Below are 15893 nucleotides of genomic sequence, written 5' to 3'. Positions count from 1 at the left end.
TATGGATGACGCAAGTGCCGGTGCCGAAGGAGAAGTGGACGGGTTCGATTGGCGAGCTGGAGCTCGGAAGCTTCCAGGAGAAGGGCGGTTCGCGAAGACCGGTGCGATTGGGCGGCAATAAGGGCGCCCCTTTCCTGTCCTTCGAGGACGGCACGCGGCGCAAGGTGGCCCTGGCCGGAATGGTGGCCGATGCCCTGGACGACGTCCCTAAAGCGGTCCAGGAGGCCTTCGGCAGCGACGCCAAGGACCCGGTCAGCTGGGCCAGGTCCTGGGCGGTCCGCGGTGCCGACCTCATTTGCCTGCACCTCGTCTCCACCAACCCGGAAGGCCAGGATGCCTCCCCGGAGAGCGCCGCGGAGACGGTAATGGCCGTGCTGAAAGCGATGGAGCTGCCGCTCATCGTCTACGGCAGCGGGCACGAAGAGAAGGACGCCAAGGTGCTGGAGAGGGTGGGGGAGCGGACCAAAGGGGAACGGTTGCTGCTAGGTCAGGCAACGGAGACCGTTTACAAGTCGGCGGCGGCCGCGGCCGTGGCCAACGGCCACGCGGTCATCGGTTTCTCGAACTTGGACATCAACCTGGCCAAGCAGATAGTCATCCTGCTCACCGACTTCGGGGTCAAGAAGGGCGACATCGTGGTCGACCCGCTCATGGCCGCCCTCGGCATGGGCCTAGAATATTCCTATTCCGTCAACGAGCGCATAAGGATCTCGGCGCTGGCCGGCGACAGCATGCTGCAGGTGCCCATGATCTGCGACTGCACCTCGGCCTGGAAGGCCCGGGAGGCTACGGACGAGGTGCCCAAGGCCGGCGACACGCTGGAGCGGGGCATATGGTGGGAAGCCACCACCGCCCTGGCCGCCATGCTGTCCGGGGCGGACATCCTGATCCTCGGGCATCCGGGGGCCTTGGAACTCGCACGCCAGGCCGCCTTCGGACTGGGGGGTGAGGGCTGATGCCCACGGCCATCGAGATCTTCAAGCACCTGCCCAAGAAGAACTGCGGCGAGTGCAAGTACCCTACTTGCCTGGCGTTCGCCATGCAGCTGGCCAACAGCAAGGCCAAGCTGGACGACTGCCCTTATCTTAGCGAAGCGGGAAGGAACGCCCTGGCCAGCTCCTCGGCCCCGCCCATCCGTCTGGTGCGCTTCGGCGCTGGGAAGAACGTGGTGGACATGGGCGACGAGACCGAGCTGTACCGGCATGACAAGCGCTTCTTCCATCCCACGGCCTTCGCTCTGCGGGTGACGGACGACCTCAGCGCGGAGAAGATAGAGGAGAAGGTCGAACAGGCCCGCTCCCTGCGCTTCGAGAGGGTGGGCCAGGTACTCAAGCTGGATGCGGTGGAGGTGGAATGTCGCACCGGAAACGCGGATAGGTTCGTTCAGGCCGTCGACATTGTCGGCAAGCTTACTGACTGGCCTATGATCCTGTGCTGCCAGGACGCGACTGTGATGGCCGCGGCGGCGACCAAGTTCAAGGAGCGCCGGCCCTTGCTGCACGGCGCCAACGCTAACAACGTCAAGGAGATGGCCGCGGCGGCCAAGGCGTCCGGGTGCCCCCTGGTCCTGAGCTCCGATGACCTCGGACAGCTGGCCGATATGGTCGAGATGGCGCGCAAAGAGGGTATTGAAGACCTGGTGCTGGACCCTTTGCCGGGGAACATGAAGGAGATGCTGGAGAGATGCACCATCATCCGTCGCAGCGCCATACGCAAGACCTTCCGCGGCCTCGGTTACCCTATCTACCTGAGCATGCCCATCGGGAAGGACGGTATGCTCATGGCCATGACCGCGGTCATGAAGTACGGCAGCGTTCTAACGTTCGAAGAGCTTCCGGCCTCGCAGGTCCTGCCGCTGTTGGTGCTGCGCCAGAACATATTCACCGACCCGCAGGTCCCCATCCAGGTGAAGGCGGACCTCTACCCGGTGAACAACCCCGGTCCGGACGCGCCGCTGCTCTTCACCACCAACTTCTCCCTCACCTACTTCACCGTCCTCTCGGACATCGAGAAGAGCAAGATACCGGTGTGGCTGCAGGTGGTGGACACCGAAGGGCTTTCCGTACTGACGTCGTTCTCCGCCGGCAAGCTCACCGCCGAGACGGTGAAGAAGGCCTTGGAGGCCAGCGGGGCCAAGGGGCGCTCGAACAAGGGCGTGCTGGTCATACCCGGCATGGTGGCCAGGATGAGCGTGAAGCTGAACGAGGCCACCGGGCTGCAGGTGATCGTCGGTCCAAAGGAATCGTCAGGGATCCCCAAGTTCCTGAGGTCCCTGAGTTGAACGAACGCCTATTCCTGTGAACCCCGAGTCGTCGCCCAGAAATCATTTAGATGAGGGTAGGGCATGCTTTGACGTGCTGCGCGCGGTGTCCTTGGGCCTTATCTTGTTCCTGTTCCTGATGACGGCCTCGCCTTTGGTCGAAGCGGAGGCGGTGCTAGGAGCACCGATGAACTTCGTCGCCGAGCGGGATGGAGCGCACATATACCTGTCCTGGGAGGCGCCCGCAGACAACGTCACCGTCCTGTGCTACAACGTCTACCGGGGCACCGACCCCGGCCATCTGGAACTATATGACACCGTGGACGCCAACTTCACTGCCGGGTATGATTCGGAGGTGCTTCGTGGAACCACCTACTATTATGCGATCAGCGCCAACGGCACCGACGGCGAAGGGGATTGGAGCCAGATAGTGAAAGTGCCCCCGCCTTCGGATGAATATTCAACTTTGATCATGACCGTCGTTCTGAGCGTGGTCGTGGTCACCCTTCTTTTCGCCTATTGGAAGGGGAAAGGCTCCGAATGACCGGGTCGAGCTCTTTCGTCAGTAGCCCATCGCCTTTCAAAAAGGCCCCTGTCAAAGCGGCCGTTCGCACCGCCTCGTCCTCGTGCGTGATCATGAAGGACAGGCCAGTGGCCTGGGCAAGGGTCGACACCGCCGTTTCCTGGCCGTCCCGGACGCCGTTCACCAGCAACAGCTTCCTTTTCACCTTCAGCCCCAGTTCGTCGGCCAGGTCCGAAAGGCGCCGGGCGGTGGATATTCCCACCTGGGTGGCGTCGGAGACCAGCAGGAGCAGGTCTATGTCCCTCGCCGTCCGCCGCGACAGGTGCTCCATGCCCGCCTCGTTGTCGATCACCACGTACTGATAATCGTCCATGAGCTGGTCCACGAAGACCCGCAGAAGATTGTTTACGTAGCAGTAGCAGCCCGGACCCTCCGGGCGGCCCATGGTCAGGAGGTCGGCGGACTCGCCCTCGGCCAATATCTGCCTGAGCTTGAGCTTGAGGTATTCCTGTTTGCTCATGTCCCGGGGCGGCTCGCCTCCTTTGGACAATAGACCTTCACGGATCTCACCCACCGTGCCGGGCACCTCGATGCCCAATTTCAGTCCGAGGTTGCTGTTGGGGTCGGCGTCCACCGCCAGTACCTTTCCCTTCTGTGATAGCGAACGCACCAGCAGCGAGGAGATGGTGCTCTTGCCCACGCCTCCCTTCCCGGCCACGGCCAGGAGGAAGCTCATGACATCCCGCCCAGGTCGTATCGTTCTCTGACGGCCGCCACAGTGCCGTTGAGGAGCTCGAGCACCTTTTCCGCTTGAGCCACGTCCAACCCGCCCAGCCCACACTGCGGGGTGATCAGTGAGCGCTCCAGCACCAGTTCGGGGTCCAGGCCCTTGCGGGAGAGCTCGTCCAAGGCCTTCTCGAAGCGTCCCAGAAGCGTTCCCACCGTCTCCTTGGCGATATGCTCCTCCATGTTCGGTACGAGCCCCCAGGCGATGGCCCCGCCCCGTTCCAGGAAGGCGGAGATCTCCTGAGGGAACAGCGAGACGGTGTGCGCATAGTTGTAGGCGTCGAAGCTCAGCACATCGATTTTGGTGGAGAGGACCAGGGGCCAGTCGGTGTTGCCGCAGCAGTGTAATCCTTTCAGCGCGTCCACCCCGTCCAGGACCTCGTCTATCCAGTCCACCACCTGCTTCGGAGATAGTGATACGAAGGGAGTGCCTACGAGGGTCAGCGAAGGCTCGTCCAGGAACAGCAACGGGCGGTCGGTGACCTCTTTCAGCTTAGCCACCTGCCATTTAGCCTGCATGTTCAGGTTGCGGCGGATGATCTCGCCGTACGCTTCGTCGTACAGCGCCGGCTTCCCGTTCTGGTCCAGCACCTGCAGTCCGGCGCTCACCGGTCCGGTCACCTGTCCCTTGACTGCCTTGAACCTCTTTCCTTTGACAGCGGCCAAAAGGGCGTACAGCCCGTGGAAGTCCTGGGGGGCATGGGCGAAATGCCCCACATCCTCGGACACCACCGCGATGTAGAACTCTTCCGGGTCGTAATCGTCCAGGTCCACCGAGATGCGCTTCCAGTGAGCGTCCACCTTGACCCCCGGGAGGCGGGTGGAGAACTGGGCGTACATGTTCTCCCCGAACCCCAGCGACGGAAGCTGAGGCCAATACGGCACCTCCTCCATGCGGGAGAGCACCAGTTCCACTGCCTCTGCGGGATCTTTGTGGGGCAGCGACCCGATGCCGGTGGCGGCACAGTTCCAGGCCATGCCCCAAAGTGGGCCGAGGCGCTATTAAATCATTTCGAGGTCTTGATGGCTGAGAACGATGTCCTATCGTCGAACACCTTCTGGACCGCGCCCTGGTTCGCGCCCATGGAGAGACGAGCGATTTTATCAACGCTGCCGGGAAAACATTATTTCCTATTTCGGCGAATATGTTCGGCATGCGGCTCATCACCATCAACCGGGCCAAGCCCAACGCTTCGGTGGAGTTCTACGGTTGCCCCATGCAGTGCAAGTACTGCTCCCACACCACGGCGGCGTTCCGGGACCATGATCTGGATACCGTGGTGAAGGCCATGTCCGATAACGACATACGCAGCGTTTTCATCGGGGGAACGGAGCCTTCCCTACACGGCAAGGACGCCCTGGACCTCATCCGCATACTGAAGAAGCGGGGGAAGGAGGTCCTGCTCAAGACCACCGCGCTCGACCCGGACTTCGTCGCCTCCACCAAGGGCATGATCTCCCGCTACGTGCTGGAGGTCAAGTCACCTCTAGATGACCCGGAAACGTTCAGCCGGCTAACCAGCTACGACCTGGCCAAATCCAAGGAGCACCTGGAGAAGACCAAGAGGACTTTGGATATCTTGAAGGGCGAGAAGATCCGGGCCACGCTGCGCGTCATACCGGACGAGTATGATGCCGCCAAGGTGGAGAGGATCGCCCTGGACCTCAAAGGGCACGCGGACGAACTTCTCCTTACCCAGTTCCTGTCCAACCCTGGCGACATGCCTTACGGCAGCAAGACCAGTCCTGGACCGTCACAGGAGACGATGATGGAGATGGAGCGCGCGGCCCGGAAGCACATCCCCCGGGTGAGGGTGCGGGGCAACGGCTTCGACGTCATCTTCTGACCTGTTTCAACGAGGGGAAGCGGTCTAGGTCGGTGTGCGGCAGGAAGGACGCCGAGGAGAAGCGGTCGAAGAAGCGCTGGTCCGTCGACAGCTCCACATAGGTCATGGCCTTGTGCACCCGCATGGCCTCCTTCCTCCTCTCGTCTGAGAGAAGGCATAACTTGGCCCCGTCCAGGGAGGCGTTGCCCAGGAAGGTGAACCTCTCCCTCGGAAGATCAGGCAGCAGCCCGATGGCCACGGCGTTGTCCAGGTCGATGTGGTGACCGAAACCTCCGGCGATGTACACCCGGTCCAGGTCGGTGAAGGTTATGCCGGCGGTGTCCAGCAGCACCTCCGCCGCGGCGTACATGGCCGCCTTGGTGCGTATCACGTTGGCGATGTCTGCCTCGGTGACGGTGATGTCCCGGCGCCTCTCCACCTTGTCAATAGGGCAGCAGCTCATTCCCGTTGCACGAAGGTCATACCCATCCTTCTGGGCGTCCTTGGAGTAGACCAGCACGAACTCCCGGCCGTACTCCCCTTCCCGCACGTGCTCGGAGTCCTGCAGGTGCCCCTTCTTGTCCAGCACGCTGGTGATGAAGAGCTGGGCCAACAGGTCGATGAGGCCGGAGCCGCAGATGCCCTTGGGGCGGTCGTTGCCTATGGTCTGGATCTGCACGCCGTCGCGCAGCGAGACCTTCTCGATGGCGCCGTTGCCGGCGCGCATGCCGTGGACCACCTCCCCGCCCTCAAAGGCCGGGCCGGCGGAGGCCGAGCAGGACAGCAGCCATTCCTTGTTCCCCAGCACGACCTCGCCGTTGGTGCCCACGTCGATGAGCAGGCACACCTCGTCCCTCTCGGCCATGCCGCTGGCCACGACGTCGGCGATGACGTCACCGCCCACGTAGCTGGCCCGTCCGGGCACCAGGTGCACCGCGGCCAGGGAATTCACCTTCAGCCCCAGATCCTCAGCGGTGAAGGACGGAGGAAGATTGGTCACGGCCACGTACGGGTCGTGACGGATGTTCTTGGGGTCCAAACCCAGGAGCAGGTGTATCATGACCGTGTTCCCGGCCACGATGACGGCGACTATCTCCTCGGCGCAGACCTTCTTCCCCTTGGGGACGCAGGCGCCGATGGTGGTCAGTCGGGCGATCATGTGATTCAGTGTGTCAACGATGAGGTGGCGCAGGCGTTCCAGACCTTGCTCCTCGGCGAACATGATGCGGGTGAGTACATCCTCCCCGTAGATCAGCTGCTTGTTGTAATCGGACACCTGGGAGATCATCTCCCCGGTGCTCAGGTCCACCAGCTGCATCGCTACCGTGGTAGTACCGATGTCGATGGCCACGCCGTAGGCCCGGGAGAGGGCGTTCCAGGGACGGACGTCCACGAACCTGTCCCCGTTGAGGAACACGGTGACGGCCCCGGCGCTCTCGCGCACCACCCGGGGCAGCGACCTGAGCAGCGGAAGAGGAAAACCGAGAGCCCCAGGTTCCATGCCCAGGGCCTTGTAGAGCCTCTCCAGGTCCCCGTCGTTGTCCTGCAGGGTCGGCTTCCGCATCTGAACGTATTTTCCTTTTACCAACGGGGAAAGTGCCTTCAGTTCGTTCTTCACCTTGCCGCCTACGATGTTCATGGGTTGCAGCTGGCTCTCCTCAGGGACGAATACGGTGCAGTCCCCGGTGACCTTGGAAAGGCAGGCTAGGCGGTATCCGGTGGCCCACTCCTCCTCGGTGATCTTGTTGGAAGGCGATGAATCGACCGGCCCTTCGACCACCACGCGGCAGCGTCCGCAGACACCTTTTCCGGCGCAGGCGCTGTTCACCTCTACGCCGGCCAGTATGGCCGCCTCGAGGAGGTTAGTGCCCTGTGGGACCTCCACGGTCCGGCCCTTGGGATGGAAGGTTATCTGGGGACTCATCCCCAAGCGAATCCTCTCAGGCGTTATTTAATGTTCCTTGCCAGCCCCGAGGATGAACGTGTCGATGCGGCGCTCAGTGTCGGAACAGCCTCACACCGGTGAACACCATGGCCATACCGTGCTCGTTGGCAGCGTCAATTGATTCCTGGTCGCGTATGGAGCCGCCTGGCTGAATGATGGCCGTCACGCCGGCCTGGGCCGCGGTGTCAATGCCGTCACGGAAGGGGAAGAAGGCGTCCGAGGCCATCACGCTGCCCTTCGCTTTCTCCCCGGCTTTGTGCGCCGCGATCATGGAGGAGTCGACGCGGGACATCTGCCCGGCGCCGATACCGACGACGGTCTCGCCCTTGACCAGTATGATGGAGTTGGACCACACGTGCTTGCAGACCTTGTTGGCGAAGAACAGGCCGTGCAGCTCCTCCTCGGTGGGCGCCCTCTTGGTGACGACCTTGAGGTCCGCCGGGGTGATGCTGACGCTCTTGTTGGTCTGCACCAACAGCCCGCCCTTAATGCGCTTCATCTTCCATTCCGGGGAGGCGTCGGGGGTGATGGGGGCATTCGTTCTGAGCAAACGGATGTTCTTCTTCTTCTCCAACAGTTCCAGCGCGTCCTTGTCGAAACCGGGGGCGATGACGCAATCCACGAAGTGCCCGGATATCTCCGTGGCCGTGACCAGGTCCACGTTCCGGTTCAACCCGATGACGCAACCGAAGGCCGCCAGCGGATCAACGTTGAAGGCGTTGACGAAGGCCGAGGAGATGCTGTTCGCGGAGGCCACCCCGCAGGGGTTGGTGTGCTTGATGACTATGGCCGTGGGCCGCTCGAACTCCCTTACCAGTTCCAGCGCGGACTCCAGGTCCAATATGTTGTTGTATGAAAGTTCCTTTCCGTGCAGCTGTTCGGAGCGGGAGACGCAGACGCCCTTGACGAACGGGTCCGCGTAGAAGGCGGCGGTCTGGTGCGGGTTCTCCCCGTAGCGCAGGTCCTGTCGCTTCTCCAGGCCCATGGAGTAGGTGTCCGGGAAGCTGGTGTCGCCGAAGGCCCCGCCCAAATGCGCGGCGATGAGGGAATCGTAATAGGCGGTGGAACGGAAAGCGGCCAGCATGAGCGAGCGCAAAGTGGCTGGCGACAGGTCTCCACTGTTCCCCTGCATCTCCTGGAGCAGCTCGGCGTACCTGGCCGGATCGGTCACGACGGCCACGGAATCGGAGTTCTTGGCCGCGGCGCGAATCATGGACGGTCCGCCGATGTCGATGTTCTCGATTATCTCTTCCAGGTCGTTCTCGTCCTTCAGCACCGTCTGCTTGAACGGATAGAGGTTCACCACGACCATGTCGATGCGCTTCAGTCCGGCCTCCTTGAGCTGACGCATGTGCTCCGGGGAATCGCGCCTGGCCAGAAGCCCGGCGAATATGGCCGGGTGCAACGTCTTGACCCGTCCGTCCATCATCTCCGGGGAGCCAGTGAACTCGGAGATGCCGGTGACCTTCAACCCGTTGGACGCCAGGAGCTTGGCCGTGCCCCTGGTGGATATTATCTCTACGCCCATGTGGCTGAGAGCTTTGCAGAAATCGATTATGCCTTCCTTGTCCGAGACGCTCACAACCGCCCTTTCGATCTTGACCATGTGAATTCCTTCAGCGTGAAGCACACCGCCGAAGTAGTATGCCACAGGTATATTGCCCGTTTCGTAATAAAGATAACGACAATGGACGAATGCGATCGGCGGTATCTAGTGTTGACCCAGTTCATCGGAAGGCCGTTCTTCGGGAACGCTTAAAACACCGTCAGACGATAGCCGTCCGAAGGAAGATGTTGGTCATCAGCGAAAGGATCAACGGCCTGTTCACCGCGGTGGGCAAGGCCATAGACGCCCGGGACGCCGAGTTCATACACGAGCACGCCCTGAAGCAGATCGAATGCGGCGCTCAAGCCCTGGACATAAATGTGGGGCCGGGAAGGGACGACGGCCCGGCGGCCATGGACTGGCTGGTGCGCATCGTTCAGGAAGTGACCGACCTGCCGTTATGCATCGACACCCCTGACGTCAAGACCATGACTGCCGGGGTCCGAGCCTGCCGTAACAAGGTCATCATCAATTCCACCACGGCCGAGGTGAAGAAGATGCAGGCCATCTTTCCGTTGGCCCGGGAGCACAATGCCGACGTGATCTGTTTGACCATGGACGAGCGCGGCGTCCCGAACGACGCCGAGTCGCGCGCCGAGATGGCCATGCTGATGATGACCACGGCCATGGAGCACGAGATAATGCCCGACCGGCTCTACCTGGACCCGCTGGTCATGCCCATCAAGGCCGCTCCCGACCAGGCCATGAAGGTCATTAAGGCCATGCACCTTTTCCAGACACTGAACGACCCGGCGCCGCGCACCGTGGTCGGCCTCTCCAACGTCTCCAACGGATCCAAGGAAAGAGGCATTTTGAACCGTACCTACCTGGGAATGCTCATAGGGGCTGGGCTCAACGCCGCCATCGTTGACGTCCAGGACGCCCAGTTGATGGAACTGATCAAGGCTGGGGAGATGCTGCGGGCGGAGAAGCTGTACTGCGACGACTTCCTGAAGGCCTGATCAATCTCTGAACGGTGCGGGCGGCCACATGACCCACAGATACAGGGCTACCAGGGGAAGGATGATGATGAGATAGACCAGCAACGTCCACAATCCCCGGACCGGATATGACGAGTTGAACCCCACTATCGCCACTAGTCCGAAAATGATGGTTGCGAAGATGAAGACCAGGTAGCTCTGAAATTGGAATGAGCCTTTGCTCTTCCGGCTGATGTGCTCGTCACCCATGAGGTTGATCCCATGGGTGGTCAGGTAATTGTTCGGGTCATCGTAATCAATCGAGATCATGGAGAAAAAAAGTCTGAGCTCCTTGGTTCGGTGCTCCTCATCGGATGGGTTTTGGACGACTACTTCGTCAACCTCTAATGGCAGATCGTAATCGCTCTTCTCCACACACCCACCAACGATTGGATTATGGCGCGAGATAATGAAATTATTTATCACCAGGTTCCGTAGGTTCCGAAGTCCTTGGCGGCCTTGTTCAGGGCCAGTATGTTCCCGGGTGGAGTGTAGGGCGGCACTTCGCAAGCGGTCCCGAGTATGTAGCCGGAAGAGCAATTCCTTCCCTTCAGCAACTGCATCTTGGCCTGCTCGTAGACCTGCATAGGCGTGCCATTGAGCATCAGCTTGGTGTCCACCGCCCCCATGCAGGTGGCATAGCCGCCGAACTCCTGTATCAACAGGTCGGATGGGAACACCTCCCGGCCCTGGTATCCCACGTGGACGATGGTCATGGGGGACCAGGCCATCTCTTCCTTGAGCACCTTGTAATCGGTCTCGTGGTTGCCGCAAAGGTGATAGAACACCTGCGGGCCGGCGCCGTTCTCGAAGCACTTGAGCACGAACTCGTTCAGGTACTTCCCGGAGAACTCCCTCACCGCTTCGTCGGAGAAGATATCGTTGTTGCCCAGCACGGAACCGGTGGTGATGGCTGCCGTGCCGTATCTGTCGGCGATTATCCCGGCGCCGATGGCCGCGGTCTCCATGTAGGCTCGGACCAGCTTATGGGCCAGGTCCGGTTGGGTTATCGTCCACATGATGAAGTTCTCCACCCCGCACAGCTGGGCCCCGCTGCCGGTGAGGTCGGTGGCGATGGCGATGGGGGAGAACATCTTGGGTAAGTGCTTCTCCGTGTAGTCGTTGCCCCGGAACAGCTGGTTTATGGTCCAGCCCTTGGATAGTTCCTCCTTCGACGGCACCACTAGCTCGTCGACCTGGGAAGGGTCGAAGACTATAGGGGCCTTGGGGACGGGAGGCATGTAGTCCATGTACTGGGCCTCCATTCCCAGCTCGGTCAACCAGGGCAGGGAGAAGTACCAGTGCGTAATCGGTAGAAGGTCGTAGAGCTCTTGTATGGAAGCTACGCATTGCGACCCCAGCTCGGGGTTTTCGTAGAACTCGCGTATGGTGTGACCGCTGGCCACTGCGGCGTGCGACAGCATCATGGGGTCCACGGGCACATGGCCATGGTTGGTGCCTATGAAGGGGGAGGCGAAGCGTTGTCTGGCCTCATCGAACCATTTGTCGTCGATCGGAGCGAACTGGTTTTCCACGGCGGTCATGATTCATGGCAGGGAAGCAGGAGGTATTTGCAACCTGCGGTGCGGACAAAATAATTACCTAACTAGTCAATGGTATCGTCATGACCGGCGAGTTCGGCAGCATCGACGTTCCGGTATTGCGTTGGGAGCAGCCCAAATGGACCCAGAGGTGGCACCGACTGATATCCGGAGAGAAGGCCTACGCCACCCTCGAATGGCCGCAGGCCTTCCGGTCCATGGGACTGTCGTCGTCTCGGGAGGGCAGGTACACCTTCAAGCGGGGTGGCTTCCTCCATCCGAACATCACTGTGCGCCGGCAGGAGTTCGAGGTCGAACTGGCCAAGCTCACCCTGGACTGGTCGGGGAACGGGGACCTGCTCTTCACCAACGGGCAAAGGTACCATTTCGCCCGTTCCGGGATGACCCGTTTCGATTATGAGGTCACGGACCAGCGCGGCGAATCGATGTTCAAGCTGAGGAAGGAATGGGCGGCCTTCAAGCATGCGGGGGACGTGCTCATATTCCCTGCCGGCCTCAACAACCGGGACCTGGCGCTCCTGATAACCCTATGCTGGTACCTGGCGGTCATGGCCTCGGAGGACGCGGCCGCCGCCGCAGGAGCCTCGGCGGCTGGAGGGAGCTGAGAGATAGACCTATACAGGTCGACCACTGATGCGAATATCCTTCGACCATCATCGGAAATGGTCGGGATGGTTTTCGCACATCGGAACGGTTGGATCGTCGTTGAGGCCGACCTCGTTCCAAGATTAGCTTTATTAGACGGAGCGGAATCCGTGTTCAATCCCCCATGGACATCATAGCCTTCGTTCTCAGCTTCGCCATCATCCTCATCGGGTGCGAGTTCTTCACCAACGGTGTGGAGTGGGCCGGTAAGCGCTTCGAGCTCTCCGAGGGGGCGGTCGGCTCGGTGCTGGCCGCCGTAGGTACCGCCCTTCCGGAGACGGTCATACCCATCATAGCCATCTTCTTCCTGAACGACAGCGGAGCGGGCGGGGCGATCGGCGTGGGCGCCATATTGGGAGCCCCGTTCATGCTGGCCACCTTGGCCCTGTTCGTGTGCGGAATGGCCGTCCTGGTCTTCCGCAAGAGGCGGGGGGTTGGTATTCTGCGCGTGGACGGGAGGCTCATCCGCAGGGACCTCAAGTTCTTCATCGGGGCTTACGCCCTGGCCGTGTTGGCGGCCCTGGTGCCGGCCGAGCTGCACCTGGCCAAGGTGGTCCTGGGGTTCGGACTGATCGGCCTTTACGTGTTCTATGTCTACAACGCCATGAAGATGGGCGACACCTGCGCCGATGATGAGGTCGACGGTCTGTACTGCGACCGCATCGCCAAGAAATGCTTCGATCGCGAGGGCAATGAGATACCCTGTCTGGAGGACCCGGTGGGGCGCGGTCTGGACAGCGTCATCCGCACCGGTGAACCATCCACGCCCATGATATTTTTCCAGATCGCCTTGGCCCTGATCGCCATCATCGTCGGCGCCAACATGTTCGTGGGAGAGATCGAGTCGCTGGCGGGGGCCATCGGCCTCAGCCCGCTCATTCTATCGATCCTCATCGTGCCCGTGGCCACGGAGCTGCCGGAGAAGTTCAACTCCTTCCTGTGGATCAGGGAGGGAAAGGACACCTTCGCCATCGGGAACATCACCGGGGCCATGGTCTTCCAGAGCTGTATCCCGGTGACCATCGGCGTCATCTTCACCGAGTGGACCATCGACTGGTCGCAGTCCGCCCAGATGCTGCAGGGCATAAGCATGATGATAGCCCTGATATCCGCGGTGATCCTGTATAAGGAATCCTCGCACCGGGAGATCAAGATGTCCGGGCTGTTCATCGGCGGTATGCTTTACCTGGCCTTCCTGACCCTGGTCATATTCCTGGGCGGCTGATCACTTTTTAAAGAAGAGGTCCACCCGGGTCACGTCCCAGATGTTCTCTATCTTCTCCTTTATCTCGTCCTTGATGTTGTTGGCGAACTGGTGGTCCTCCGGCAGGTCGACACGTATGGTGACCACGCCGTCCTTGATCCCCATCTCCGTCACCAGGTTCGTCCGTACGATGTCCAGCCCGGTCAACGGGTTCAGCACGTTCTTCAGCCGGCGCCGTATGACCTCCAAGGTTGTAGGCACCTTCTCTACGACCAGGCCGTGCTTCTCTTCGTAGTTTGTGATGGCGTCGCGCAGCCCTTCCACCGCGAGCACCGAGCAGTGCGACTTGATCTTCGGTAATCCGCCGAGGGCGTCCGACGCCTCCTTCCAGGTGATCTTCTTGACCTCCTCCAAGGTCTTGCCCTTGGCCATCTCGGTTATGATAGAACCGGTGGCGATGTTGGACGCGCACCCGTACGATTCGAACTTCACGTTCGTTATCACCTTGGTCTTCTCGTCCACCTCTATGTAGACAGAGACCATGTCTCCGCAGGCCGGACTGCCCACGGTGGACTTCCCGTCCGGGTTCTCCATCTTTCCCACGTTGCGCGGGTTCTTGAAATGCTCCATCACGATGGCGTTGTACGGCAATGGCATGTCACTTACCTCCTCTCTTTAAAGGGCTGATCTCCCTCAGCCTCTTCACGATGTCCTTCATGGCCTCCACGACCTCCCCGGTCTCCTCCAGGCGGTTGAACCGTCCCAGCGAATAGCGTATGGAACCGTGGGCCCGCTCATGGTCCCCACCGATGCCCATGATGACGTGGCTGGCCTCCAGCGAGCGGCTGAAGCAGGCGGAGCCGGTGGACACCATTATCCCCCTCATGTCCAGGTGCAAGGTTATCGACTCGCCCTCCACATAGTGGTAGGTTATGTTGGCGTTCTGTGGGACGCGTTGGCTGCGATGCCCGTTGAGGGTGGTGTCCTCCACCTCGGTCAGTAGACGGTCGATCAGCGTGTCCCTGATCTGCCGCAGGCGTTCGTTCTCCTCCTCGGTGACCAGCTCCACGGCCTTGGCGAAGCCTACGATGCCGGGTATGTTCTCTAGTCCGGCCCTCAGGTTGTTCTCCTGGAATCCGCCGTCCATCCATTTGGAGAGGGGCGTCCCCTCCTTCACCAGCAGCCCGCCCACCCCCTTGGGACCGTGAATGGTGTGGGCGCTGATGGTCACCATATCTACAGGTAACCGCCCGTAGTCCGTCGGCACCCGGGTGTAGGCGTGGGTGGCGTCGGTGTGGAATAGCACGTCCTTATCGTGCGCTATCTCGCCGACGGCCTTGAGGTCCTGCAGTGTGCCGATCTCCTGATTGGCCTGTTGCACCGAGAGAAGTATGGTCTCCTTGGTCAGGGAGGACTTCAAGGCCTCCAGGTCCAGCACTCCGTCCGTGTCCACCGGCAGCAATGTGACCTTGTACCCCCGTCTCTCCAGGGCCTTCGCCGAATTGAGCACTGGGAAGTCCTCGATGGCGTTGACCAAGATGTGCTTTCCCTTCTTTTTACTCAAAGATAATGCGACCCCTTTCAGCGCCATGTTGCTGGACTCGGTGTCCCCAGAGGTGAATATCAGCTCGTGATCCTTGACGCCGAGGGTCTGTGACAGCTTCTGCCTGGCCTCCGTCAACGTCTCCCTGGCCTCCAGGCCCATGGAGTAGCCGAACTCGGAGGTGGCCACGGCGTAAGAGTCCAGGAAATAGGGGCGCATGGCATCCAGCACCCTCTCGTCCAGGCGGGTGGCGGCGGCATTGTCCATGTATATCGGCAACTTAGCACCTCAGATGAACAGTGTTATCTGCGAGCCTTTGGCCTCGTTCACGTACGTCCCGATCGCTCCGTACTCGTCGATAAGGTCCTCGCGCAGGTCAGAGCGCGATATCCCCATGACCTCCATGGTCATCTCGCAGGCGATTATCTTCCCCCCGAGCTCGCGGAAGTCGCTCATAAGTTTGTATAGTTCCTCGACCCCAGCGGCCTTCATGCGCTTCTTGACCATCCACCGCCCCAGGCCGAGCATGTTCATTTTGGATAGCGCCCCTTTGTCCAATCCGCCCTTCTTCAGGCGCTGCAGCCCCCAGAAGGTGAAGTAGAGCGACACCTCTATGCCCATAGAGAGCGAACCGGTACCGATTATGAGGGCGCTGTAGATCTTGTCCAGTTCTCCGCTGTGCACGATTATGGTGGCCTTCTCTGTCATATCATCAATCCTTCACCTTGCGGATGCGGATGGTCCACTTGTCCCCCGTCTCCTTGACGTCCACCAGCTCCTGGCCTAAAGATCCCACGGCCATGGGTATCTCCTTCTTGGAGGCGGGATGGTCGCCGGTGATCACCACCACGTCGCCCTTGGACGCCTTCCTGATGGCCTTCCTCATTTCGATGAGGGGGACCGGGCAATTCTTCCCTGAACAATCGACGTTCAACTCTACCATCGTTAACTCCCGGTAATGATTGGTCGCTGACTGTTAATAATGCTTACTGCGAAGGCGCGAGAAGGGGGAA

17 protein-coding genes are annotated in these 15893 nt (G+C 60.8%); 7 read left to right on the top strand and 10 right to left on the bottom strand.

Annotation, left to right across the window (positions count from 1 at the left end):
• Window positions 1-5: 5 nt before the first annotated feature.
• The 3 genes from NT131_02590 (at window position 6) to NT131_02580 (ending at window position 2804) form a co-directional block, all read left to right on the top strand.
• Window positions 6-956: an acetyl-CoA decarbonylase/synthase complex subunit delta gene (locus NT131_02590; GenBank protein MCX6650532.1), complete on the top strand. Its 951-nt coding sequence runs from the start codon at window positions 6-8 to the stop codon at window positions 954-956.
• Window positions 956-2281, top strand: a complete 1326-nt coding sequence (gene acsC / locus NT131_02585) for an acetyl-CoA decarbonylase/synthase complex subunit gamma (protein ID MCX6650531.1) — start codon at window positions 956-958, stop codon at window positions 2279-2281. The genes NT131_02590 and acsC overlap by 1 nt, the downstream gene beginning before the upstream one ends.
• A gap of 73 nt (window positions 2282-2354) precedes the next feature.
• Window positions 2355-2804 (top strand): fibronectin type III domain-containing protein, encoded by a 450-nt coding sequence (locus tag NT131_02580; GenBank protein ID MCX6650530.1) that lies wholly within the window; start codon window positions 2355-2357, stop codon window positions 2802-2804.
• Here the strand turns inward: NT131_02580 and NT131_02575 are convergent.
• Both NT131_02575 and NT131_02570 read right to left on the bottom strand, forming a co-directional pair.
• Complete coding sequence (locus NT131_02575; GenBank protein ID MCX6650529.1) at window positions 2761-3519, bottom strand: AAA family ATPase; 759 nt, start codon at window positions 3517-3519, stop codon at window positions 2761-2763. The two genes, NT131_02580 and NT131_02575, sit on opposite strands and share 44 nt — an antisense overlap.
• Complete coding sequence (locus tag NT131_02570) at window positions 3516-4547, bottom strand: hypothetical protein (GenBank protein ID MCX6650528.1); 1032 nt, start codon at window positions 4545-4547, stop codon at window positions 3516-3518. Before NT131_02570 ends, NT131_02575 begins: the two co-directional genes overlap by 4 nt.
• A 176-nt stretch (window positions 4548-4723) precedes the next feature.
• Between NT131_02570 and NT131_02565 the strand changes: the two genes are divergently transcribed.
• Complete coding sequence (locus tag NT131_02565; GenBank protein ID MCX6650527.1) at window positions 4724-5416, top strand: radical SAM protein; 693 nt, start codon at window positions 4724-4726, stop codon at window positions 5414-5416.
• Here NT131_02565 and NT131_02560 read toward each other — a convergent pair.
• Both NT131_02560 and purH read right to left on the bottom strand, forming a co-directional pair.
• On the bottom strand, window positions 5406-7319 hold the full coding sequence (locus NT131_02560; GenBank protein ID MCX6650526.1) for an ASKHA domain-containing protein: 1914 nt from the start codon (window positions 7317-7319) through the stop codon (window positions 5406-5408). The genes NT131_02565 and NT131_02560 overlap by 11 nt on opposite strands.
• Window positions 7320-7392: 73 nt before the next feature.
• On the bottom strand, window positions 7393-8946 hold the full coding sequence (gene purH, locus NT131_02555) for a bifunctional phosphoribosylaminoimidazolecarboxamide formyltransferase/IMP cyclohydrolase (protein ID MCX6650525.1): 1554 nt from the start codon (window positions 8944-8946) through the stop codon (window positions 7393-7395).
• Between the two features lie 185 nt (window positions 8947-9131).
• On the opposite strand from purH, the gene NT131_02550 reads away from it, so the two are divergent.
• Window positions 9132-9908 carry a dihydropteroate synthase gene (locus NT131_02550; GenBank protein ID MCX6650524.1) on the top strand — a complete coding sequence of 259 codons (777 nt, stop codon included), beginning with the start codon at window positions 9132-9134 and terminating at the stop codon, window positions 9906-9908.
• Here NT131_02550 and NT131_02545 read toward each other — a convergent pair whose 3' ends face one another.
• Both NT131_02545 and NT131_02540 read right to left on the bottom strand, forming a co-directional pair.
• Entirely contained in the window at window positions 9909-10301 is a 393-nt protein-coding gene (locus NT131_02545; GenBank protein MCX6650523.1) for a hypothetical protein, read from the bottom strand.
• A gap of 47 nt (window positions 10302-10348) precedes the next feature.
• Window positions 10349-11470 (bottom strand): hypothetical protein, encoded by a 1122-nt coding sequence (locus NT131_02540; protein ID MCX6650522.1) that lies wholly within the window; start codon window positions 11468-11470, stop codon window positions 10349-10351.
• An 80-nt stretch (window positions 11471-11550) separates the two neighbouring features.
• Between NT131_02540 and NT131_02535 the strand changes: the two genes are divergently transcribed.
• The gene (locus NT131_02535; protein MCX6650521.1) at window positions 11551-12093 is read left to right on the top strand and encodes a hypothetical protein; all 543 of its coding nucleotides are present in this window, start codon (window positions 11551-11553) and stop codon (window positions 12091-12093) included.
• Window positions 12094-12257: 164 nt separating this feature from the next.
• Window positions 12258-13358 (top strand): hypothetical protein, encoded by a 1101-nt coding sequence (locus tag NT131_02530; protein ID MCX6650520.1) that lies wholly within the window; start codon window positions 12258-12260, stop codon window positions 13356-13358.
• Here NT131_02530 and NT131_02525 read toward each other — a convergent pair whose 3' ends face one another.
• The 4 genes from NT131_02525 to NT131_02510 are packed head-to-tail and all read right to left on the bottom strand — an operon-like array spanning window position 13359 to window position 15823.
• Window positions 13359-13994, bottom strand: a complete 636-nt coding sequence (locus tag NT131_02525; protein MCX6650519.1) for an iron-sulfur cluster assembly scaffold protein — start codon at window positions 13992-13994, stop codon at window positions 13359-13361.
• A 1-nt stretch (window position 13995) separates the two neighbouring features.
• Window positions 13996-15159 carry a cysteine desulfurase family protein gene (locus NT131_02520; protein ID MCX6650518.1) on the bottom strand — a complete coding sequence of 388 codons (1164 nt, stop codon included), beginning with the start codon at window positions 15157-15159 and terminating at the stop codon, window positions 13996-13998.
• A 9-nt stretch (window positions 15160-15168) separates the two neighbouring features.
• Window positions 15169-15588 (bottom strand): DsrE/DsrF/DrsH-like family protein, encoded by a 420-nt coding sequence (locus NT131_02515; protein MCX6650517.1) that lies wholly within the window; start codon window positions 15586-15588, stop codon window positions 15169-15171.
• A 4-nt stretch (window positions 15589-15592) separates the two neighbouring features.
• Window positions 15593-15823 (bottom strand): sulfurtransferase TusA family protein, encoded by a 231-nt coding sequence (locus tag NT131_02510; protein ID MCX6650516.1) that lies wholly within the window; start codon window positions 15821-15823, stop codon window positions 15593-15595.
• Window positions 15824-15893: the final 70 nt, after the last annotated feature.

The organism is Methanomassiliicoccales archaeon, from assembly GCA_026394395.1.
Lineage (GTDB): Archaea > Thermoplasmatota > Thermoplasmata > Methanomassiliicoccales > UBA472 > UBA472.
This window is presented reverse-complemented; position numbering and strand designations above follow the sequence as displayed.